19 protein-coding genes are annotated in these 22,561 nt (G+C 44.8%); 8 read left to right on the top strand and 11 right to left on the bottom strand.

The annotated features are described in order from the left end of the window. Positions 1-12: 12 nt before the first annotated feature. Entirely contained in the window at positions 13-501 is a 489-nt protein-coding gene (locus AC1S8V_RS28440; protein ID WP_482071658.1) for a hypothetical protein, read from the top strand. A 96-nt stretch (positions 502-597) separates the two neighbouring features. On the opposite strand, the gene AC1S8V_RS28435 is transcribed toward AC1S8V_RS28440, so the two are convergent. After that, positions 598-2,580: an LTA synthase family protein gene (locus tag AC1S8V_RS28435; RefSeq protein WP_482071657.1), complete on the bottom strand. Its 1,983-nt coding sequence runs from the start codon at positions 2,578-2,580 to the stop codon at positions 598-600. A 169-nt stretch (positions 2,581-2,749) separates the two neighbouring features. Next, a complete protein-coding gene (locus AC1S8V_RS28430) occupies positions 2,750-3,247 on the bottom strand; it encodes an antibiotic biosynthesis monooxygenase family protein (RefSeq protein WP_482071656.1) in 498 nt (165 codons plus the stop codon). 138 nt (positions 3,248-3,385) lie between these two features. On the opposite strand from AC1S8V_RS28430, the gene AC1S8V_RS28425 reads away from it, so the two are divergent. Beyond that, the gene (locus tag AC1S8V_RS28425; RefSeq protein ID WP_482071655.1) at positions 3,386-5,698 is read left to right on the top strand and encodes an ATP-dependent DNA helicase; all 2,313 of its coding nucleotides are present in this window, start codon (positions 3,386-3,388) and stop codon (positions 5,696-5,698) included. Between the two features lie 175 nt (positions 5,699-5,873). Further along, complete coding sequence (locus AC1S8V_RS28420) at positions 5,874-7,355, top strand: alpha-amylase (protein ID WP_482071654.1); 1,482 nt, start codon at positions 5,874-5,876, stop codon at positions 7,353-7,355. A 446-nt stretch (positions 7,356-7,801) separates the two neighbouring features. Here AC1S8V_RS28420 and AC1S8V_RS28415 read toward each other — a convergent pair whose 3' ends face one another. Together AC1S8V_RS28415 and AC1S8V_RS28410 are read right to left on the bottom strand one after the other, a co-directional pair. Then, the gene (locus AC1S8V_RS28415) at positions 7,802-8,080 is read right to left on the bottom strand and encodes a hypothetical protein (RefSeq protein WP_482071653.1); all 279 of its coding nucleotides are present in this window, start codon (positions 8,078-8,080) and stop codon (positions 7,802-7,804) included. A 68-nt stretch (positions 8,081-8,148) separates the two neighbouring features. After that, on the bottom strand, positions 8,149-8,895 hold the full coding sequence (locus AC1S8V_RS28410; protein WP_482071652.1) for an MBL fold metallo-hydrolase: 747 nt from the start codon (positions 8,893-8,895) through the stop codon (positions 8,149-8,151). Between the two features lie 203 nt (positions 8,896-9,098). Between AC1S8V_RS28410 and uxaC the strand changes: the two genes are divergently transcribed. The 4 genes from uxaC to AC1S8V_RS28390 all read left to right on the top strand — a co-directional run bounded on the left by uxaC (position 9,099) and on the right by AC1S8V_RS28390 (position 15,085). After that, positions 9,099-10,541: a glucuronate isomerase gene (gene uxaC / locus AC1S8V_RS28405; protein WP_482071651.1), complete on the top strand. Its 1,443-nt coding sequence runs from the start codon at positions 9,099-9,101 to the stop codon at positions 10,539-10,541. A gap of 403 nt (positions 10,542-10,944) precedes the next feature. After that, positions 10,945-11,487, top strand: a complete 543-nt coding sequence (locus AC1S8V_RS28400) for a MarR family winged helix-turn-helix transcriptional regulator (RefSeq protein ID WP_482071650.1) — start codon at positions 10,945-10,947, stop codon at positions 11,485-11,487. Further along, complete coding sequence (locus AC1S8V_RS28395) at positions 11,484-13,211, top strand: ABC transporter ATP-binding protein (RefSeq protein WP_482071649.1); 1,728 nt, start codon at positions 11,484-11,486, stop codon at positions 13,209-13,211. The genes AC1S8V_RS28400 and AC1S8V_RS28395 overlap by 4 nt, the downstream gene beginning before the upstream one ends. After that, on the top strand, positions 13,208-15,085 hold the full coding sequence (locus AC1S8V_RS28390; RefSeq protein WP_482071648.1) for an ABC transporter ATP-binding protein: 1,878 nt from the start codon (positions 13,208-13,210) through the stop codon (positions 15,083-15,085). The genes AC1S8V_RS28395 and AC1S8V_RS28390 overlap by 4 nt, the downstream gene beginning before the upstream one ends. Before the next feature lie 370 nt (positions 15,086-15,455). Here the strand turns inward: AC1S8V_RS28390 and AC1S8V_RS28385 are convergent, their stop codons facing one another. The 6 genes from AC1S8V_RS28385 to AC1S8V_RS28360 all read right to left on the bottom strand — a co-directional run bounded on the left by AC1S8V_RS28385 (position 15,456) and on the right by AC1S8V_RS28360 (position 20,657). Beyond that, positions 15,456-16,133 carry an ABC transporter ATP-binding protein gene (locus tag AC1S8V_RS28385; RefSeq protein ID WP_482071647.1) on the bottom strand — a complete coding sequence of 226 codons (678 nt, stop codon included), beginning with the start codon at positions 16,131-16,133 and terminating at the stop codon, positions 15,456-15,458. 9 nt (positions 16,134-16,142) lie between these two features. After that, complete coding sequence (locus AC1S8V_RS28380; protein WP_482071646.1) at positions 16,143-17,429, bottom strand: ABC transporter permease family protein; 1,287 nt, start codon at positions 17,427-17,429, stop codon at positions 16,143-16,145. Further along, on the bottom strand, positions 17,429-18,277 hold the full coding sequence (locus AC1S8V_RS28375; RefSeq protein WP_482071645.1) for a hypothetical protein: 849 nt from the start codon (positions 18,275-18,277) through the stop codon (positions 17,429-17,431). The genes AC1S8V_RS28380 and AC1S8V_RS28375 overlap by 1 nt, the downstream gene beginning before the upstream one ends. A gap of 357 nt (positions 18,278-18,634) precedes the next feature. After that, positions 18,635-19,096 (bottom strand): hypothetical protein, encoded by a 462-nt coding sequence (locus AC1S8V_RS28370; RefSeq protein ID WP_482071644.1) that lies wholly within the window; start codon positions 19,094-19,096, stop codon positions 18,635-18,637. A 276-nt stretch (positions 19,097-19,372) separates the two neighbouring features. After that, complete coding sequence (locus AC1S8V_RS28365; RefSeq protein WP_482071643.1) at positions 19,373-19,834, bottom strand: hypothetical protein; 462 nt, start codon at positions 19,832-19,834, stop codon at positions 19,373-19,375. Between the two features lie 277 nt (positions 19,835-20,111). Beyond that, on the bottom strand, positions 20,112-20,657 hold the full coding sequence (locus AC1S8V_RS28360) for a hypothetical protein (RefSeq protein ID WP_482071642.1): 546 nt from the start codon (positions 20,655-20,657) through the stop codon (positions 20,112-20,114). 315 nt (positions 20,658-20,972) lie between these two features. Between AC1S8V_RS28360 and AC1S8V_RS28355 the strand changes: the two genes are divergently transcribed. Further along, entirely contained in the window at positions 20,973-21,869 is an 897-nt protein-coding gene (locus tag AC1S8V_RS28355) for a diacylglycerol/lipid kinase family protein (protein WP_482071641.1), read from the top strand. A gap of 40 nt (positions 21,870-21,909) precedes the next feature. On the opposite strand, the gene AC1S8V_RS28350 is transcribed toward AC1S8V_RS28355, so the two are convergent. After that, positions 21,910-22,500: a GNAT family N-acetyltransferase gene (locus tag AC1S8V_RS28350; RefSeq protein ID WP_482071640.1), complete on the bottom strand. Its 591-nt coding sequence runs from the start codon at positions 22,498-22,500 to the stop codon at positions 21,910-21,912. Positions 22,501-22,561: the final 61 nt, after the last annotated feature.

The following is a 22,561-nucleotide window of genomic DNA, read 5'->3' as shown; positions in this document are numbered from 1 at the left end:
GGAGGCGATTAGATGAAAATAAGAAAAATATTGTTGATATGGATGTTCACTGTACTTTTAACAGCCTGCAGTTCAGGTAACGATGTTTCCCTGCCAGATGTACAGGAAAGGGATCGCCAAGATGTCATAGATACCGAACAAATTCAGAAGGAACATGAGTTAAGTTTAAGAGAAACGCTGAACATAACATTTAAACTGATGGCGGCGATGCAATCCAATAACTATACATATCTTGAATCGGTATCTTCTCCGAATATAGAAATATCGAAGCAGAACAATATCATTATTTCGAAACTGGAACAGGAGGATTACGAAGTACCTTTTCTGCAAAACGTTAGCCTAAATCATTTGGAATACCGTGGATTCAATCCTCTTGATTCAGACCGTGTCATTTTGCATATGGCTTTAGTGCGGTCTGATGGAAACAGTGCATTGGATATTTATTTCACTCGTACCGAGGAAGGTAACTGGCTCTTTGATGGTCTGCTCACGAATGGATAGGCCCCTAGTCTGGCTCTGAAAAATTCAACAGCGACCGTTCCCTCTATGTTAAGAGAGGAAGGTCGCCGTATGGATGAGTTCTAGTGAAAGATTCAATTATTGTGTAGGCTTTCGATCCGGTAGCTGGCTCAAATAACTGTTGGACAAGTGTGCGAGATCCAATGCCCGATCATATTGTTCCTTGGTTATAAACCGCGAAGAGGACACCTCACTGCTGTTGGGTGTGACTATTGCTGGAGCTACCTTTTCCGTCAAAATCTTCGGCGTCCCTTTTGAAGAGACGTCCGTCTGTTTCTGCCTTGCATCCTGCCTGCCCGCATCTGCTAGAGAATAATGCGTTCCGTCACCATATCCGGTGGCTGGAATGAAGAGAGAAGCATCGTTCAGTACCGACCCGGAAGGAAGATAATAGCGTTCAGGTAGCAGATTTCCCCCTTCATGCAGCAAATCCTGTCCAAAGTGTAATTGGTCATCTAACGATACTCCGGTGAGTCCAGCAATCGTTGGCAGAATGTCCACTTGGCCTCCGATCTGTTCCAGTTGTACACCCGGGGTAACGCCCGGGGCCGAGATAATGAGTGGAATGTTAATCATATCTGCTGATGTATATTCCCGACCATACAACTCTTTCATAAGGACTTTGTCATCCCGGTCCAGTGAATAGATGGGAAGCCCAAGGTGATCCCCATACAAGACGAACAGGCTATTTTCCCATAATCCCCGTTCCTTCAATCCCGTAATCAACTGTCCAACCGCCTGATCAGCATAATGCTGGGATATCAGATAATCGCCGGGCAACGCATCTTTGTAACGCTCAGGCAACGTCAGCTTGACCTTGTTATCAGGCAGAGTGTACGGGTGGTGGGCTGACATGGAGATGATATGGGCATAGAAGGGATCACCCGAAGACTGCATGGATTCCAGCTTATCCAGTGTTTTGGAATACAGAACCTCATCCGAGGCCGAAAAGGCGATGGAGTCCTGTGTGCCGAAATAATCGATATCATAATATTGGTCGAATCCAAGGGCCTGGTATAGCTGATCCCGATTCCAGAAACGAACATCATTCGTATGGAATGTGGCTGTCTGATACCCGTTTGCTGACATCAGCTTGGGTAGACTCGGCAGAGCTTTATCCGCATATACAGTCGTTGCTGCCCCGTTCGGCGGGGTGTAAAACGATGTATTCACAACAAATTCTGCATCTGAGGTATTTCCTTGCCCCACTTGCTGATAGAAGTTCGGAAAATACAGGCTCTGTTCAGCCAATTCATTCAGGTTGGGCGTGATCTCCTGTCCATCTACCTCTAATCCAATCAGGAAGTTCTGGAACGATTCCAACTGGAGCATAATCACGTTACGTCCGCTCGCTGCACCTTGCTCCACAATCGCAGGAAGTTCAGTCGTTTGCTTCAACTGGTCGATGTCAGCCTGATCAATGTGAGCGATGGGTACAGGTTTATCAGGTCGATCGAGGATGGTATACGCCTCGTAACCGAGGATGCCCATCTGTTCTGCTTGTGTAATCTCACTCATGCTGGCCCGATTGGGATAGATGTTGAGCATGCACAGGATCATGGACAGGGTCAGAATGACCGAAGCAACACGTCTTCTGGCACGTCGTTCAAGCGGAATACGATTCGGGCGTTCTGTACTCCCGAGTTTGATCCGACGACGAACGAGTACCCCTCCAATGATCAGAACGTCTGCAAAAATAAACAAATAATAGGGGTCTAGCAAAGAGAACATGCTACTCTTGACCGAGGTCACCTGATTCACCTGTGCCAGCGCGTGATAGTTAACGATTACGCCATAGTATTTGTAGTACATGATGGCTGCAAAGAAAATCCCTGAGAGCAGCAGATTCACGGCAAGGTACATCCACATCCGTCGCTTGGCGGCAAACCACTCAATTAGACAGAAGCCGATCCAGATGAGCGGCAATTCGGTCAGCAGTGGTTTCCAGACAGGGATGTCATCGAAGATAACGATCCAGGCCAGTGAGCTTTTGATCATCATGATGATGGTAAAGAATATAAACGGTCCGCTTAGAAACCGGGTGAGTGAACTGCGTGACAAGGTACCGCCCTCCCTTCCGAAGTTTCATTTAACAAGTATTATCCTATCTCAGCATGTCCGTGTCAAAAAATGAAAGCCGCCATTAATCGACTACAAAAAACCTCTTCCCTGCTGGAAGAGGTGTGGCAGTCCCGGGTTGCTGCAATGAGAGCCAGATTTAACCCGATCGTTATTCTATAGTGTACGTTGTAACGTAGGAAGGTCTGGGGAACATGGTGGGTTTCTGTGCGGTCAGGCCTTCGCTTGTACTACGGTTTCGGTGAGCGTGACTATAGGCTTGGGATTCCTGCCAGCCTTTGAAATGTTCCTCGGACTGCCAGAGTGTAAGTACAACATACGTGTCATCCTTCAATGGACGAAGCACACGAATACCGACAAAACCAGGCTCGTCTTCGACTTTGCGGGCACGGTTCTTGAACCGTTCTTCGAAGTCGTTACGACCATCCTCTGTGACAGGGATATTGTTCAAAACAGCAAAACCTCCTCCAGTCCAGGAGCCTGCGGCATCGAAAGCTTCGTATGCGGCTACTTTATCATCAGACTCGATATTCATCAGACGTTCTGCGGATTCAATAGCCAGTCGCACCTGCTCTTCGCTTCGCAAAGTTAGATGCGGGTATGCAGCAAGTGCATCCGGAATCGGTGAAGGAACCAAATAGATATACATAGAAGCTGCCTCCTTATATAAATACAATCCACTTCAACATAGCACATGGGATTGTGCGAGTCCAATCGGCGGATCAACTGGTTTGAGCACGTCTTTTCATGATAAAGTATAGTCACTACAAACAGAACGGGTGATCGTATGACAACAACAATTCGGATATCGGTTAGACCTTTGGTGGAGTATGTGTACCGCAGTGGCAGCATACGTCCAGGGTTTCGTACCAATGCATCGATGCAGGAGGGGACTCGAATCCATCAGCGGGTACAGAAGGGATACACCGAAGAAGATCTGAAAGAGATCGTACTCGAAGCTGAAATTCAACATGGCGATCTGACCTATGTGGTGGAAGGGCGATGTGATGGCTTGATCCGGTTGGAGGGTCAGTTAACGGTGGATGAGATCAAATCCACGGCTGGCAATCTGGACGACCTGGGTGACGGACTTCCCGTGCATTGGGCGCAGGCCATGATGTATGCCTACATGTACGCCGTTCAGCAGGATGAACCGCGGATGCAGGTCCAACTTACGTATGTGCATTCGGTAACCCATGAAGAAAGACGGTTCCGCCGAATGGCAGAGCGACAGGAACTGGAACAGTTTGCGGCAGAAGTGATTGCCGGCTATGCCCCGTATGCAGAGATGATCGCTGCATATGAAGAAGAGCGTGATGTCAGTGTGCGAGAGCTGCCGTTTCCTTTTCGCAAATACCGGGAGGGACAGCGGAAGCTGGCAGGAGCCGTGTACAAGACCATTCGTGAAGGCCAGGGATTGATGGCCAAAGCACCAACAGGCATTGGTAAAACGATGTCCGTGCTGTTCCCCACGGTCAAAGCCATTGGCGAAGGCGAAGCGAGCCGCTTGTTCTATCTGACCGCGAGGACGACAACACGGGTGGCGGCAGAAGAAGCTTTTGCCCGGATGCAATCGGAAGGATTGAAGATGCATGTGATCAGTCTGACCGCGAAGGACAAGATCTGTTTTAAGGAAGAGGAAGCTTGTGATACGGGACAATGCGGCATGTGTGAAGGATATTATGACCGTATTAACGGGGCTGTGCTGGATATGCTGGAACATGAGACATTAATGACACGTCCGGTCATCGAGCAGTATGCGCGCAAACATCGGGTGTGTCCGTTTGAGTTTTCACTGGATGCGGCATATGCTGCCGATGCGGTCATCTGCGATTATAACTATATTTTTGATCCGCGTATTTCTCTGAAACGAATGTTGGAGGAGCAGAAGCGCAAGACGGTGTTATTGGTGGACGAGGCACATAATCTGGTCGATCGTGGCCGAACGATGTTTTCCGCAGAGTTGGAGAAAGCGGTGTTCCTGGATGTGAAAAGGGAGTTCCAGCCGCTGAACAGCAGTGTGTCGGCTGCCAAAGCCATTGTTGACTACACTGGAGCCATTGATAAGTATCTGATTACCCTTCGCAAAAATGGTGGAGATGAAGGAAAGATCATACAGCAGGAGGCACCGGAGGAACTGATTGAACTGCTTGAGCCTTTTGTCATGGTTGCAGAGCAATGCCTGGTCGAAGGTGGTTCGGGGAATGCAGAGACGGATCAGTTGCTGCTCGATGCCTACTTCACGGCACAGAATTTCCTACGCATTGCCAAGCTGTATGATGAACGTTTTATTACTTATGCAGAGTGTGTTCGAAGTGAAGTGAGAGTGAAGTTGTTCTGTCTCGATCCCTCCGTGCTGCTTCGTCAGACGGCCAAAGGATTCCGCTCGCTCATTCATTTCTCGGCAACCTTGTCACCTCTTCGCTATTATCGGGATATGCTGGGTGCAGAGGAAGAGGATTATACATTGCAGATTCCATCGCCATTTCAGCGTGAACAACTGGATGTAAGACTACTGCCATTATCTGTGCGATATAAGGACCGGGAGCAATCCCGGCGACCCATTGCCGAGATGCTGCAACAGCTGGTGGCCGAATGGCCGCGCAGTAATCTGATGGTGTTCTTCCCTTCTTACCCTTATATGCGAGAAATATATGAAACTTATGCACAGCTTCCGAATGAAGCAGATACGGTCATACAGAAGCAGGGCATGAACGAACTGGAACGGGAGCAGTTTTTGGATGGATTCCAGCCAAACCCTGAACGAACACGATTGGTATTTGCCGTCATGGGTGGCGTATTCTCGGAAGGTGTCGATCTGCCGGGAGACCGCTTGAATGGCGTCGTTGTGGTAGGCGCGGGGCTTCCGCAGATTGGTCTTGAGAACAATGTACTTCGTGATTATTATGACCGTACAGGCCGCAACGGGTTCAATTATGCCTATATTTTCCCAGGTATGAACAAGGTGTTGCAGGCAGGTGGACGGCTGATTCGAACGGAAGAGGACCGGGGGGTGCTGGTGCTGGTTGATGATCGGTTCACGCAGGAACCCTATCGTTCCCTTCTACCCGAGGAGTGGCAGGATTATAAGCGAATTTGAGGGTCCAACCATGATGAAATGACCGATGTAACATTTATTTTTCGATTTTGTCTCTTTAACATGATTGAAAGGTAGGGTGAAAGGGTTATAACTTGGTTAGCAACGAACGAACAACGGCGAATACCCTATCTGTTCCGCGGTCCGCTTCGAAAGCAATCAAGGAGGTCGGTTTATAATGAAGAGAAATCATACCATGATGCAGTTTTTTGAATGGCACCTGGCTGCAGACGGAGATCATTGGAAGCGACTGGCTGAAATGGCCCCGGAACTTAAAGCCAAAGGCATTGATTCGATATGGGTCCCTCCCGTAACCAAAGCGGTGTCCGCTGAAGATACAGGCTATGGTGTATATGATCTGTATGATTTAGGTGAATTTGACCAAAAGGGTACCGTACGCACCAAATATGGCACCAAGCAGGAACTGGTGGAGGCCATTGCCGAGTGTCAGAAGAACGGAATCGCCGTCTATGTGGATCTGGTCATGAACCATAAGGCCGGAGCAGATGAGACGGAAGTCTTCAAAGTGATTGAGGTTGATCCGAATGATCGGACGAAGGAAATATCCAAACCGTTCGAGATTGAGGGCTGGACCAAATTCACATTCCCGGGTCGGGGGGATCAATACTCCTCTTTTAAGTGGACTTCTGAACACTTTAATGGCACGGACTTTGATGCCAGGGAAGAACGAACCGGTGTATTCCGCATCGCAGGAGAGAACAAAAAATGGAATGAGAATGTCGATGATGAGTTTGGCAACTATGACTATCTGATGTTCGCCAATATAGATTATAACCACCCGGATGTAAGGCGTGAGATGATCGACTGGGGGAAATGGCTTATTGATACCCTCCAGTGTGGTGGTTTCCGGCTTGACGCCATTAAGCATATCAACCACGAATTCATTAAGGAATTTGCAGCAGAGATGATCCGCAAACGCGGTCAGGATTTCTACATCGTAGGCGAGTTCTGGAATTCGAACCTGGATGCATGTCGTGAATTCCTCGATACGGTAGACTATCAGATCGATCTGTTTGATGTTTCTCTTCACTACAAGTTGCATGAGGCTTCACTTGCAGGCAGAGACTTTGATCTTTCCAAAATTTTTGAGGATACACTGGTTCAGACCCATCCTATCCATGCGGTAACCTTTGTAGATAATCATGACTCCCAGCCCCATGAAGCTTTGGAATCTTGGATTGGAGACTGGTTTAAGCCAAGCGCATATGCCTTGACGTTATTACGTCGAGATGGTTATCCGGTTGTGTTCTACGGTGATTATTATGGCATTGGTGGACCTGAACCTGTGGATGGCAAAAAAGAAATTCTGGACATTCTGCTATCTGCCCGTTGCAACAAGGCGTATGGGGAGCAGGAAGATTACTTCGATCACGCGAATACGATTGGCTGGGTACGTCGTGGCGTAGAGGAAATCGAAGGCTCTGGTTGTGCGGTAGTTATCTCCAACGGGGATGACGGTGAGAAAAGAATGTTCATCGGTGAGCATCGTGCTGGTGAAGTCTGGGTAGATCTGACCCATAGCTGTGAGGATCAGATAACCATTGAAGAAGACGGCTGGGCTACTTTCCATGTGTGCGGTGGAGGTGTCTCTGTATGGGCCCTTCCAGAGCAGAATGAGGACTGTGCTGACGCTGAGTAACGGCATATGCCAGGCAGTATAAGAAAAGGTACACCAATTGATATGAAAACAGTGTACAGATCGTTAAATCACCTGAACAAGCGAGCTAGTACTCCTGTGTTCAGGTGGTTTTTTTGCATTTCTATGTACAACTAAAAAAACTCCATCCTAACGAACCTAGCGCGCCTTATTTGCACTGAATTAGCGTTATTGGAATTCTAACGAATCTCAGTAACCTTATTACTCTCAAAAATGATTGAAATAGCGCCAATTGGAGCAATATTACCAGATTAACGCGTCTGAGATTCGTTAGAATATTGAAAACTCGGATTTTAGCCGAATAAGGCCACTCAGATTCGTTAGCTTAACGTGGGTTAAGGCTCATCATACGTAAACGAATCATTGCTGCAAGTAAAAACATGAAATGAGAAAGGAATCAGCTTAGATTTAACAGCAGGATAAGGTTATCACTTTTCAAAATACTGATTCATCGTATCCCACATTTGATTGAACTCACTACGTACCATTGAAAATGCTCCAGGCTTTTCAGGCTTATGATGAGCAGTCGGCTCAAAACTTAAGTATTCATTGTGTGTAGTGCACTCATAGTTTTTGCTGTTAACAAGGAATTCAATTCTATCTTTAAAAGGTCTGTCCAGTAATTTAACCACCATGATGTCTCCACTGCTAGCGCTTCTTGCAGGATAATATATCAAAAAGTAACCTTGTTCAAATCGATATTCCACAGCACTTACCTCCATTAGAATACAGAACGATTACGGTACTGATCGATTACTTATCTAATATTCACCGTTTACCTACCCAGCTCAAATGATTCCAGCGTGCCAACCATTCGCAGATCATGCTCGCGGTTGAACTGTTTCCGTCTGTCCGCATCGGCGTACTCGTCATGATAATGCATCAACACCGTCTTCTGTCTCACTTCTGCGGGTAACTGCTCCAGATCCTTCAATGAGGTATGGGATTTGATCACCAGATCATGCATATGACATTCATGGAAAATCAGCTGCACATCAGTGGCGATCTGCTCCACCCGTTCCTGGTCGAGTGTACTGTCTGCACTGTAATAGAAGTAAGGCTTGGCGAGTAGCCCATTGCTTACCATGCCGGGAACATGCTGCGTTCGAAACGTCTCAAACGTCACGCCGCCTACTTCAAATGTGCCCCCATCTGGAAGTGGAACTACATCGTAGTAATCGCTCATGGTACGTTCACCATCTGTTGTGTAGCGCATACCCGGAGATAGAATGCTCCATAGTGGATCTACCAATTGTTCATGGATGAACAGGCGGGGCTTGCGATCACCGACAATCTGAGAGTAGTATCCGAGCATCTGTACACCGTTAATATGATCCTCATGCAGATGGGTAACAAAGACGTTGTGAATATCGGTCATTGGAAAACCGTACTCCTTAAGCGCTTTGGCATTCGATTCCGGAAAATCAATGACCAGATGTGTGCCTCCAAATTCAGCCAGCATACTATTGTGGTGCTGCTCCACGCTGAACATATCTCCTGTGCCGAGAAATGTAATTTTCATTCAAGTTCATCTCCTTGTGTCATCTTCAGATCAGCATTCTTACGTTAAAAACAGTATACCTTGTTTAAGGATGTATGCCTAAATCAACCTTTTTTGATAACGCTATCATTTTATATTGAACTTTGGGGTTAAACAGTGTAGCGTAAAGATGGGAAGTGAACCCATATGAACGTAAACTCACCTAAAGGGAGCGTGCGAGGCGAATGAAATCTTTTTTGGATGAACAATTTCTGCTGCACAATGAAACGGCGATCAAGTTATATGAGGATTATGCCAAAGACATGCCGATTATTGATTATCATTGCCACCTCAGTCCTCAGGAAATCTACGAGAACAAAACCTTTGGCAATCTTACAGAGGCGTGGTTATACGGTGATCACTATAAGTGGCGGCTCATGCGTGCAAACGGAATTGAAGAGCAATATGTGACCGGCGGCGAAGGAGTGACCGATTACGATCGTTTCCTGGCTTACGCCAAAACGGTACCCATGATGATTGGAAATCCGCTGTACGCCTGGTCTCATCTGGAATTACAGCGATATTTCGGCGTCTACGAAGTACTTAATGAGACAAGCGCACCGGACGTCTGGGAAAAAGTAAATGCCAAACTGAACAGTGACGGATTCGGTGCACGTGATCTGATTACCAAATCCAATGTGACCGTGGTCTGCACAACTGATGATCCTATCGATTCTCTGGAGTATCATCTGAAGATTCAGGAGATCGAAGGCTTTGATACCGCCGTATTGCCATCTTTCCGTCCGGATAAAGGACTGGAATTGAACCGGGATACCTTCACGGAATGGGTGGGCAAGCTGTCACAGGCATCCGGCACCCCGATTTCCGATTATGAATCCTTCCTTTCTGCGCTGGAGTCCCGGGTGGAATTCTTCCATTCCGTAGGCGGCAGAGTCTCTGACCATGCACTCGATTATGTCCCTTACGGCGTGGCTACACGAGAAGAAGCGGCTGCGATCTTTGCAAAGGCACTTGCGGGTCACAAGGTAACCCGTGAGGAAGAAGACAAGTACAAGACGGTAACGCTGACGTTCCTTGGCAAACTGTATGCAGAGCGGGGCTGGGTGATGCAGTTCCACATCAATGCAGCACGCAACAATAACACTCGCATGTTTGCCAAGCTCGGGCCGGATACCGGTTATGACGCCGTGAATGATACGCCGTTATCCTCAGCGATGATCGGATTACTCGATGCGTTGGAGCAGCAGCAAGCGTTACCCAAAACGATTCTGTATTCTTTGAATCCAAGGGATAATGAAGTGCTGGCAGCGATTATCGGTAGCTTCCAAGGCGGGGGCATTCCTGGCAAAATTCAGCTTGGTGCAGCATGGTGGTTCAATGATACGAAGGACGGCATGCTCGCTCAGATGAAGGCACTGGCAAATGTTGGTCTGCTCAGCCGATTTGTCGGCATGCTGACCGATTCACGCAGTTTCCTTTCCTACACTCGGCATGAGTATTTCCGTCGTCTGGTCTGCAATCTCATTGGTGAATGGGCTGAACAGGGCGAAGCACCGCAGGATCTTGAACTGCTCGGTCAGATCGTTCAAGGCATCGCCTACAATAATGCGAAAGAATATTTTCCGTTTGCGTCAGTGCTCAAAACGGTCTCTGCTTCACAGTCCTGATGTATAACAAGAACATCTAATAATGTCATAAGAGGGCTCTCTTGTTTCTTCTATATACCTTCTATATACATCGTAATAAAAAAGCTCCCATTTCTTACTCCGGTTCATCATCCACCGGTGTATAGAATGGGAGCTTTTTTTGAGAGTTGGATTCATGGATTGCACACAATAAGTATAATAGGCTCCAATGACGGCAAAATGACAAAACCCATAATCAAGCGCATTTAGGCTCTTGGTTACGGGTTTATATTGGTTGTTTTTAGATGTTTGACTTTCGCTTCTCACGATAATATACTTAGTACACCTAATTAATTGTAAATCTATTTAATCGTAATGCTATTTAATAGATGTCCTATGATGTTGGATATCTGTGAAATGATAAAGAAGCAAGGAGGGTCCCAATATGACGGGTATAGATCCGGTCGCTCAGAAGCTTTTATACTCCATCATGCAGTTCAATAAAGGCAAATGGAGGCAACATAAACCTCATGGGCGCAATCACAATGAAATTATGGTGCTGGGTTGTTTGCTCCACGGGATGCATCCGGGAGAACAATTGAACTGGCAGGACAATCCGCCTAATTTCAATGACACCATCCAGTCCAATCATCCAGGGATGAAAGTATCCGAAATTAGTGCTTTGCTACGAGTGAAGTCACCGACTATTACACCGGTTATTCGGGGTCTTGAAGATGAGGGGTTGGTCAAGCGGACCATGGACCCGGAGGATCGACGTGCTGTCCGCATTACGATTACTGAAGCAGGCCGTGAAGTCATTCGGGCTGCTCATGAAGAGCGCATGGAGATTTTCAACAAACTCGTTAAACACCTGGGAGAAGAAGACAGCACTCAGCTGGCTGAGTTGTTGACAAAGGTATACACCTTTTTTGATACACTGACTTCCTTGCAAAAGGATGATTCGACACAAGGAGATGATACGCCATGATGAAACTGTTTCGCATGCTGAAGCCATACCGAATTCCCATTATCTTCATTCTGGTTTTGGTACTGTTTCAGTCGCTTGCTGAACTGTACCTGCCTACGCTCATGGCAGATATCGTGAATGACGGCATCATTAAAGGAGATATACCTTATATTTGGCAGATTGGTGGATGGATGCTGGTTATCGCAATTGGCGGAACAGCATGTTCGGTGATTGCCAGTTACCTCTCATCCCGTACAGCGGGTGGGTTTGCCAAACAACTGCGCAGCAGAGTATTCCGCCATGTGGAGAACTTCTCGCTCCAAGAGTTCGATAAGATGGGTACGGCTTCACTGATTACGCGTACAACGAATGATATTACGCAGGTACAGAACGTACTTACGATGATGCTGCGCATGATGATTATGGCTCCGCTCATGTGTATCGGGGGTATCTTCATGGCGGTATCCCAGGACGCCAAATTATCTACGATCTTCCTGGTTGTGCTTCCTGTACTGGGTGGAGCCATTGCGCTGATTGGTGCCAAGGGTTTACCTTTGTTCAAAACCATTCAGAAAAAGCTGGACCGACTCAACCTGGTGCTGCGGGAGCAGTTAACAGGGATTCGGGTCGTTCGTTCCTTTAACCGCGGTAAGCATGAGCGTGTACGCTTCAACGGGGCCAATACGGAACTGAGAGATTCTTCGATCAAAGTCAATGTGCTCATGGCGACCATCATGCCTGTTATGATGCTGGTTATGAACTTTTCGATGATTGCCATCCTCTATTTTGGTGGAATGCGGATCGACAGCGGCAATATGAACATCGGTTCACTGATTGCTTTCATTCAGTATGCAATGCAAATCATGTTCTCGCTGATTATGGTTTCCATGATTTTTGTCATGATTCCAAGAGCTTCAGCATCGGCAGAACGAATCAACGAAGTGCTTGATATGCAGCCGGATCTTAGCAATCCCGAGCAGCCGCGTGGCATGAAATCGATGCAGGGCATGATTGAGTTCGAACATGTAACCTTCCGTTATCCGGGCGCAGAGAATCCAGCTTTGTCCGATATATCCTTCACAGCTCGCTCAGGTGAGACGACAGCCATTATCGGCGGTACGGGTTCAGGGAAATCGACATTGCTCAGTCTTATTCCACGATTCTATGATGTGACCGAAGGCAGTGTTCGGGTAAATGGTACGGATGTGCGTGAAATTCGGCAGGAAGATCTGCGTGCCAAAATTGGCTTTGTACCACAAAAGGCAGTCCTCTTCACAGGTACGATTACGGAAAATATTCGTCACGGGAAAGAAGATGCCACAATGGATGAAGTTGTTCATGCGGCCCGTACGGCTCAGGCAGAGAACTTCATTAGCGAGATGAAAGAAGGATATGACAGCCTTATCGCACAAGGTGGTAACAACGTGTCTGGTGGACAAAAGCAACGTCTGTCCATCGCTCGCGCACTTGTTCGCCGTCCGGAAGTCTATATCTTTGATGACAGTTTCTCTGCCCTCGATTTCAAAACGGATGCTAAACTTCGTGCTGCGCTGAAGTCCGAAACGAGAGAAGCGGCTGTGCTGATTGTTGCCCAACGCGTAAGTACAGTAATGGATGCCGATCGCATTCTGGTTATGGATGAGGGCCGAATTGTTGGTTCAGGAACACATAAAGAGCTGCTGGAGCACAATGAAGTGTATCGCGAGATTGTATCCTCCCAGCTGACAGAGGAGGAGATCGCATGAGTGAACGTACAGAACACAAGTCGCCTCGTCCCCCTGGTGGGCCGGGACCAGGTCCCGGAATGGGCATGCGACCTCCCGCTGAGAAAGCAAAAGATTTCAAAGGCACACTGCGGCGCTTGATTCGTTATCTCCAGCCCCATAGTTCTCGTCTGTTAGGTGTGCTGGTCGCAGCCATTTTAAGTACCGTATTCAGTATCATCAGTCCTAAAGTTATGGCAGAAGGAACGGATATTCTCAGTAAAGGCGCCATTGCCATCCTTCAGGGTGTACAGGGTGCCGGGATTGATTTTCCTGCATTGATGAAAGTATTATACCTGCTTGGCGGACTCTATCTGTTCAGTGCTGCATTTATGTATATTCAGCAATACCTGATGGCTGGTGTAGCCCAACGTGTTGTCTATGACATGCGTGAGCAGATCAGTGCGAAGGTCGGACGCCTTCCTTTGAAATATTTTGACTCCCGCACGACTGGGGAGACACTTAGCCGTGCCACGAATGACGTGGATAATATCAGTAATACACTCCAGCAAAGTTTGGCACAGTTCATTACGTCTATCGTAACCATTGTCGGCGTAATAATCATGATGTTGACGATTAGTCCATGGATGACGCTGATTACGATTTTGACGCTGCCACTCAGTGTGGTTGTTGTCATGCTGGTCGCATCCCGTTCGCAAAAACACTTTGCGGGTCAACAGAAATCCCTTGGGGAACTGAATGGTCATGTCGAAGAGATGTACACGGGACATAAGGTCGTCAAAGCATTTGGACGTGAAGAACAATCCGTACAGCAATTCGAGAAGGTCAATGAAGAACTGTATGAATCCGGCTGGAAAGCCCAGTTTATCTCCGGTATTATTATGCCGCTTATGAGTTTTGTCGGTAACCTGGGTTATGTACTGATCTGTGTGGTTGGTGGGATTTTCGTTACACGCGGATCTATCTCTATCGGGGATATTCTGGCCTTCACACAGTACTCCCGTCAATTCACACAACCGATTAACCAGATTGCGAATATCTCTAATATTATTCAATCGACGATTGCTTCGGCAGAACGGGTATTCGAGTTGCTGGATGAAGAGGAAGAAGTTCCGGAGTCCAAACAACCCGTGCAATTACAACAGCCTAAAGGTGCGGTAACGTTCCAAGGTGTTAATTTTGGATATAAAGAAAATGAACTGCTCATTCATAACATGAACATTGATGTAAAACCGGGACAGACGGTAGCCATTGTTGGGCCAACAGGAGCCGGTAAAACCACCCTGATCAACCTGTTAATGCGTTTCTACGAAATTCAGGATGGTCGGATTACGATTGACGGTGCTGACATTAAGGACATGGAGCGTGGCAAGCTGCGCAGTTTGTTCGGCATGGTGCTTCAGGATACCTGGTTGTTCAACGGAACGATTCGGGACAACATCGCCTATGGTCGAGAAGGTTCTACGGAAGAGGAAGTAGTCAAAGCTGCCGTTGCGGCACATGCGGATCACTTTATCCGTACACTGCCTGATGGATATGACACGGTGCTGAATGAAGAGGCATCGAACATCTCTCAAGGGCAGAAACAGTTGCTGACAATTGCAAGAGCGATTCTGGCGAATCCAGCCATTCTCATTCTGGATGAAGCGACGAGTAGCGTGGATACACGGACCGAAGTGTTTATCCAGAAAGCAATGAATGATCTGATGAAGGATCGCACGAGCTTTGTCATTGCACACCGTTTGTCCACCATTCGCGGCGCCGATCTGATTCTGGTGATGGATCATGGTAACCTGATTGAACAAGGCAATCATGAGGAACTGATGGCAAGTCAGGGCTTCTATGCGGATCTGTACAATAGTCAGTTTACGGAGCAACAACCGCAGGCGATTTAATCGATTTGCCCTTAGATGACCTTAGATTACGAAATTCATTTACAAATGAACTAATGATTAAAAAGAAAGCGAGAGAACTGGATCAGTTTACTCGCTTTCTTTTTTGATTACTGTTTGATTACAGGTACTAGATCAGGTGTCAATTATCACTGTTTTTATAGAGAAAAATTCCCCTAATTTTAGACTCTTTACCGACACGGTAAAGAGTTAAGTCAATCTCTGTTCGGAGAGTTTCGTGCTACCACTCTGTTTTGTGCGGTTCTCTAACAGAAAGTAAGTATTTCTGAATCTAAAGATATTCTGTATCTCCCGACTGATTTCACCTTTTGTGTACAAGTATGAGGGAAAAAAATTTTTTACAACTACAAGCCTACACCTTGCTCGCATCCAATACGTGTAATCCGGTACGAGTGAGTTCAAATTTTTTATCACAATGGTTAGCAACCTGCTGACTGTGAGTAGCTACTACGATAGTTGCTCCTTTTTGGCACATCTCACGTAGCAGCAAGATCACACTTTCAGCAGTCTCATCATCTAGTGCACCCGTCGGCTCATCAGCAACAATTAAAGGTGGTTTTTTTAGTAATGCCCTAATCAAACCTACTCGTTGCAGTTCTCCCCCTGAAAGCCTACCTGCTTTTTGACGTAACAGCTTCATGATTCCAAGTCTTTCACACAGTTCCATCATAAACTCCAACTGTTCATTGTGTAATTTACGATTACCTACCCATAGGGGGATACAGATATTATCCTGTACAGTAAGTCCAGGTATTATTGGACTGTGCTGGGCAATGTAACCAAAATGCTCACTGCGTATGCGGGCTAATTCCTGATTCGTTTTCTGTGTTATATCTATTTGATTGAACTGGTAGGATCCTGAAGTGGCTCGTTCTAAGCCAACTAGTATATTTAATAGTGTACTCTTACCGACACCGCTTTTTCCTAGAAGAGCTATGAAGTCGCCAGCTCTCGCAGTCAGATCTACTTGTTCAAATATGATCTTGTTACCGAATGCCATATGAATCTGTTCCAATTCAATCGTTGCCACGAGATGTGTTCACCCCTTCAATTCTTTAACTAAGTCTGTTCGATCCATAATTCTTCTTGAGCTGAAATAAATAATGAATGTTAACAAAGTGGTCACCGAAAGCACAATCACAGTGTAATAAAGTACTAACAACCAAGCCTGTTCCCAAAAATATGAGAAAAGTATAACAGGAAGTATACTTCCTAATAATATAGATATCGCAGTTTGAATAGCAATTAACCAAGGAATTTGTTTCATATGATATCCACTGATTAGAAGAACAGCATAACTCTTTAAACTGTTACGTATATGCATGGAGATTGTCCACAAATATAATGAGAGTATAACAACGAGAGCAATAGACACAGTCCAATACAACAATTTTTGATTCTGGTCTGTAATCTGGATAAGCATTCCCAGAATTCCTCCATCAGCACCGATAATTGAATAGTCATAAAAATCAGTCTTTTCAGAAACATCTGACATAATCCGACGCATTTCCTGTGGCTCAGCAGGAGAAAACATAAAACCATTAATTCTGCTGTATAGGGAGGCTCGGAGAAAAGGGCTATCATTTTGACTTTGTAATAAATCCGGAGTGATTTCATTAAAAGTATGTGCAGGCATCATTATATAGCGATCAAGTAAGGTATCATTTGATCTAGCGGTTATTACGGTTTGCGAAGAAGAAGTAAAACCAATAACTTCTCCAGTGAAAGCGCGATTATACAGTCTTAAAGATATTATATCTCCTAAATTATAATAAGGTTCCAATGCTGAACCTAAAATTAAAGGAATCTTGTTTTCAGGACTACCTGTATATAAATAATCACTATTTTTGAAGCCTTGCCCACTGCTTAGTCTGATTTGAAAGACTTCAAAGGCACCCTCATTCATTTGTAGAGCCTTAACTTCACTATAGGTCGATTTACTGCTAGTCTTAGGCTCAACTTTTCGACCTAACTCGTAATAAGCACCAAACACCTCATCACCCTTAAAATTCAAGGCTTGAATTGGTTGCCAGTTAACAACTGCATATTGAAACTGTTCTTCACGTTCCAACTGAGATCCAAATTTTTTAAGAATGTCATAACTATCTTTTTTTTGGAAAAATTGCTGCTCTTTTTCATTGTATAAATTATCCGCTAACTGGTATAAATTTTTTCCTTTAAAACTTGCTGTTGCCTTCAATTCTACCTGAGATTGAAATATATTCAATGTCATAAAGAACAATAGAAGACAGAATACTGCTGATAAAAATATATGAAGCAAGTGAAATCCGCGATTGTTTTTCCATAATAAATAGACTATTTTCATTAATGTTTTCTCCTTGGGCCTGAGCCATACCAAAATGATGTAAGGTAGCTTAATAGGATAAGCAGTAGATTCAGTATGCTAATTAGATACCAGGAATCCATTTGCCAAAATACACTCCATAGAGGGATAAATTCTTGTAACAATGAAATGCTAATAAAGAGAGTGAAAAAGCTCAACACAAGAAAAAGAGTTATTTTATAAACAAATATGTGAGAATAAATCTGCCAGACAGTAAACCCATGCTCACAGCAAATACGAATGAAAGCTTTTTCCTGTTTAAGCCAGTATAGCGATGCCAACAATATTGCAAATCCTGCAAACACTAATGCTCCCCATAATAAGAGTACTAGCAACTGATTGGATAACAAGGCATAGGTTCCTTTATATTCAGTATGAATGATTTCAAGAGTACTATGGTTGGCCAATATACGAACTATACTTTCCGCTTTAGAGTTAGGCGTACTAAGTACAAACACATCACCATCTGCCAGTGAAATCTCATTAGAAGAGGGTATGAGCCACTGATCAGTACTTAACTGATAGTGTTCTGGAACATCGAATTGTGCCGAAAGTGAATAACCCTTTGGGATATCTTGAGGGTCTACCTGATCGCCTATAAACGCAAGATTTGTCGATAGACCAGAGCTCCGCAAATTATCTAATAGCTTATTTTGATTTTTTAGAGGGGGAAGCTTAACATCCCCATTAAGGTACACGGTTTTGACAGAAGGTCGTACACTGTTATACTGCATCAGCAAATAATCCTGGTCTGGAAGTTTTAAAGGCGTATTAGCTTCTGCGATTCTAAATGTAATAGATTGCTTATTTACATATCCATTATTTATCATATTAAGATTATCTACATATGAAAGAAAATATAATATTCCTACTGATAACATTTGAAGAACTAGCAGTCCGATGTAGAAGCGAGATTCATGTTTAAGACGAAAAAAACGTCGTTGATAATGTTGAGGTGTCGACAATTTATCGCATCCTTGCTTAGGTTAAACTATTTATTTTAATATCTTGGGGATAGTGTTTGCTTTAGTTAATAAACCTACCCCTTCATAAAAATGAAGGGGTATAAAGATATTCATTATTTTTCTAAAATGATATGGAAATTATCTTTTATAAATCAACTTAAGTATTAAGATTACATACGAACTTTCTTCTAACCTAAACCTAATTAAAAGTAAGACTCGTAATTATCTGCCGTAATATGATTTTGCCATCACAAAAACTTTATTATCGTTAGTCACTTCACCGCTTGTAGCAGTAGTTTGATCCATGCCGTATACACGTCCACTACTTTTACTAACACTTCCAGTAATCTTATTTTCGTATTGTGCAACAGTGTAGTGGTATGCATCTGGCCATTCTGTTGTCGCAACTATATACTCCCAGTATGAACCACCTCCATTGGGATAAGTTCTGATATCAGCTTTATGCCATTTTGGTGCTGCACTAGGTGCAAAAGCAGCAACAGCAGAGCGATTTAAAGGTGAGTTAATAGTAAAATAGCCTGCCTCTTCACTCCATCCGCCATATACACCCTGCAATTCTGTTTTTTGGACAGAATAATTGTCCTCAGCAGCGTTAGTGACAGCACTAAGACTAAAAATACTAAGTGCAAGCATAGATGAAGCTAAAATTTTTGTTAATTTCATTAAATTCCATCTCCGTTTCTTTGTTCATAAAATGGTCTTTATTGGTTATATTACTACAAATTCTCTTACGAAATCTACCACTAATTTAATTTTTTATAATAACAGCTTAAGAAGATAATCAATTTAGAATTCTGTATTTAATATTGTTTTAAGTAATATAGCTTTTTATCCTTTTTTTGATTGAAATATATTACATAATGAAACTAAGGAAATAAATTATTATAAACTCAATTCGTAGAAAACCGTGTAAAGACGATTATTGTTGAAGAGTAGTTCCTATCTTCCATAATAAGATTTTGCGACTACCGAAAAAGTGAATTCTCCATCAATGTCTCCGCTCTCAGCAGTAGTCTGATCCATACCATAGACACGTCCACTACTAGCACTTACACTTCCATTAAACCTATTTTCATATTGTGCAACAGTGTAATGGTATGCATCTGGCCATTCTGTTGTCGCCACTATATACTCCCTAATAACTGTAGATCCTTGACGAAAAGTCCTTTTTTCAGCCTTGTGCGACTTTGGTGCTGCACTAGGTAAAACAGCAGAAATAGCAGAGCGATTTAACACAGTATTAACAGTGAAATATCCTCCATCTTCACTCCATCCACCATATACTCCCTGCAAGTCTGTCTTTTTTGACGTGTAATCAATCTCTGCAGCATTTGTAACAGCGCTAAGGCTGAAAATACTAAGTGCAAGCATAGAGGTAACTATAATTCTTTTTCTTTTCATAATAAATCCATCTCCTTTTCTAATACTAAAAATGGTCTTTCTTGGATATTATATAGTATTTTATTGTTTTAATCTACCATATATTGATCTATGTAACAAAAATAATGTTATTTATAAAATTGGAGGCGAGAAAACGTAGATCATTAGTAATAATCTACTAATCGTACTTTGAACAAAAGAAATTATAAAGAAAGTGAGCCTCAAAAAAATTTTGAGACTCACTTTTAGCATTAGGAAGTTATTTAAACCTAAATGTTATTTACATGATTCTTGTTGTTCATACGTTCAAATCAAGGTTCTCTTCAACAGGGTCGATTTTCCCAAGTGCAGACGGAGCGGGTTCACCCGGGATCAATTCGCGTTGCTCAATCATACGTTTCACAACCTCATAACAGTCATCCACATGTTTGTTACCCACATAGCGCATGGCAGTGAAGCTGAGTGCGGCAGCCAATCCCTGTCCTGCAAAGGGGACAAATTTGGCGACTGATTTGGTGGCTACGCGTACTCCGACTCTTTTCAGAACCTGAACAATTAGCTCTTTCGTCACCATACGTCCGATGACTTTGCTTCCGATGGACATGACGAATCCATAGATCATGGATTTGGTCTCGGGGTCCATGCCGTCCAGCTGTTTTTGTGATAATCCGAATTTATTGTTAATGGCAGGCAACAGCTGCATCAGCATCCCCACATCAGCCAGTACGTCTGTACCTGGTAACGGAACGAGTGTTGTACCTGCGGAAGCAGTAGCTCTTTTGCGAACCATGGTGCGGCATTCCTTGCGAACTTGCTCCAATTGTTCCAACGTTGCCGGAATCATAGGGAATCCCTCCATTCGTATATGGTATAGATATAACCGTTTTGACTTCATTTGAATGGGTTCTCACCAGCAAAATTTGCTTCCTTATGACATAAGGTGTGGAGAAACCCTTTTTCTCATGCATACATCTGGTTAAACAAGGAAATGGTTTATGGATAAACGGGCCATCTAGCTATTACGAATGAATGAGGATTAGGATGCATTTCTGGTTGGGGAACCTATTCGGAATCATGATGAGTGCTTAGCGAAAGGCTTGTTTAAGGCTTCAACCTTTGTGGGTAAAGGTTAACAAGCATTGGAATGGAGGAAGAGAGGATGGAGTTTAACAAAGCCTTGTTCATTCATCATCATCATTCGGGCAAGGCCAATCGTGAGAATACAGTGGGTCTTGTGGCTGGTGTACTGGCTCTCGCTGTCCATGAACTCGTTATTGTGCGTACGGATGAACCGGGTGAAGGAGAGAAGCTGTGCCGTGAGCGCGGGGAACAATTCGATGTAGTGTTTATCCTGGGTGGGGATGGCACGGTGCATGAATGCGTGAATGGACTGGCCAATCTGCAGAATCCTCCGTTGATTGGTATGTTGCCTGGAGGCACCTGTAATGACTTCGCGCGTTCGCTCGGCATTTCACCGGATGCAGAGACGGCGGCACAAGAAATGCTGGCAGGTCGGGTGGTATCCATTGATGTTGGACGGGCTAATGATCGGGTGTTCACAAACTTTTTTGGTATTGGCTTGATCAGTGATGCTTCGCAGAATATTAACGAGAATCTGAAAGGCGCGCTGGGTAAGCTCAGTTATTTCATCAGCACGTTGCAGACGATCAGTCATACGGAACCGTTTCGTTATCAAATAGAGGCGGATGGGAAAAAGATGGAAGGCGAAGCTGTGATGATCTATGCAGCCAATGGCCGTTTTCTGGGAACGAATGCCCTGCCCTTTGCACCGGATGCGTTGCAGGATGGCGAACTGGACGTGCTCATTATTCATGAGACAGGCATTCCGCTGCTGCGAGAGATTCTGTCACACAAGCCGGAGGGAGATTGGCAACCTCAGAGTGAGAGCATTTCATACTTCAAGGCATCTACGTTAAAAGTGAAGACAGATGCGCCGATGCCAGCTGACACGGACGGCGAATTGTATATGAAGACACCCGCCGAGCTTTCGGTGCTGACGGGTCATCTGAAGTTTCTAACCGGGGAGGGTTATTAAATCCCCCGGTTTTTTGGTTTGATTTTGGCTAATCGTAAACTCAATCATTCCCTGGCTGATCTCTCATATGATGTTGCCTGAACTCCTCCTCAAGCATGCTCATCTGAATCGCATCATGATATTGATGGTTGTAGAACAAGACATCCCGCTTCACACCCTCGCGCTGGAATCCGAGTTTCTCATACGTGCGAATGGCTCGCTCGTTGAAGGCGTAAACCTCAAGCTCGACTCGATGCAAGTTACAGATGCCGAAGCCGTAGTCCAGCATAAGCAGCAATGATTCGCTGCCGTAGCCTTTGCCTTGATGCTCCGCCTGATCGATGGCAATCCGTATGTGTGCACTGCGATTCTTGGCATGCATGTCCATCAGGACGACATCTCCAATGATCTGATCATTTTCCTGCAAAGCAATAAGCAACATGAGTCTGGAGTCATCCTGAGCGGCGTTTTCAACATAGCGTTCAACCTGAGTGCGAGTGAAACTGTTCTGTGTTCCCGTCAGCCTACGCATCTCGGTGTCAAACAAACCTGGGAAATAAACATCCACATCTGTAATCTCGAAAGGACGCAGGTATATGCGCTGCGTTTCCAGCAGACGGGGGATACGTTGGGATGATTTTGGTGGTGACATGGTTGTTTCCTCCTAAAATGTGATTGGAATAAGGGGTCAACATTCCGAACTTCATCGTGTG

This window comes from Paenibacillus sp. B46(2026) (assembly GCF_056786355.1).
The sequence above is the reverse complement of the archived record's forward strand: the minus strand, read 5'-3'. Positions and strand labels throughout refer to the sequence as shown.

Coding starts and splice junctions, on each gene's coding strand:
- AC1S8V_RS28440 (WP_482071658.1), top strand. CDS start 13: ATGAAAATAAGAAAAATATTGTTGATATGGATGTTCACTGTACTTTTA.
- AC1S8V_RS28430 (WP_482071656.1), bottom strand. CDS start 3,247: ATGTATATCTATTTGGTTCCTTCACCGATTCCGGATGCACTTGCTGCA.
- AC1S8V_RS28425 (WP_482071655.1), top strand. CDS start 3,386: ATGACAACAACAATTCGGATATCGGTTAGACCTTTGGTGGAGTATGTG.
- AC1S8V_RS28420 (WP_482071654.1), top strand. CDS start 5,874: ATGAAGAGAAATCATACCATGATGCAGTTTTTTGAATGGCACCTGGCT.
- AC1S8V_RS28410 (WP_482071652.1), bottom strand. CDS start 8,895: ATGAAAATTACATTTCTCGGCACAGGAGATATGTTCAGCGTGGAGCAG.
- uxaC (WP_482071651.1), top strand. CDS start 9,099: ATGAAATCTTTTTTGGATGAACAATTTCTGCTGCACAATGAAACGGCG.
- AC1S8V_RS28400 (WP_482071650.1), top strand. CDS start 10,945: ATGACGGGTATAGATCCGGTCGCTCAGAAGCTTTTATACTCCATCATG.
- AC1S8V_RS28395 (WP_482071649.1), top strand. CDS start 11,484: ATGATGAAACTGTTTCGCATGCTGAAGCCATACCGAATTCCCATTATC.
- AC1S8V_RS28390 (WP_482071648.1), top strand. CDS start 13,208: ATGAGTGAACGTACAGAACACAAGTCGCCTCGTCCCCCTGGTGGGCCG.
- AC1S8V_RS28380 (WP_482071646.1), bottom strand. CDS start 17,429: ATGAAAATAGTCTATTTATTATGGAAAAACAATCGCGGATTTCACTTG.
- AC1S8V_RS28375 (WP_482071645.1), bottom strand. CDS start 18,277: ATGATAAATAATGGATATGTAAATAAGCAATCTATTACATTTAGAATC.
- AC1S8V_RS28370 (WP_482071644.1), bottom strand. CDS start 19,096: ATGAAATTAACAAAAATTTTAGCTTCATCTATGCTTGCACTTAGTATT.
- AC1S8V_RS28365 (WP_482071643.1), bottom strand. CDS start 19,834: ATGAAAAGAAAAAGAATTATAGTTACCTCTATGCTTGCACTTAGTATT.
- AC1S8V_RS28360 (WP_482071642.1), bottom strand. CDS start 20,657: ATGATTCCGGCAACGTTGGAACAATTGGAGCAAGTTCGCAAGGAATGC.
- AC1S8V_RS28355 (WP_482071641.1), top strand. CDS start 20,973: ATGGAGTTTAACAAAGCCTTGTTCATTCATCATCATCATTCGGGCAAG.
- AC1S8V_RS28350 (WP_482071640.1), bottom strand. CDS start 22,500: ATGTCACCACCAAAATCATCCCAACGTATCCCCCGTCTGCTGGAAACG.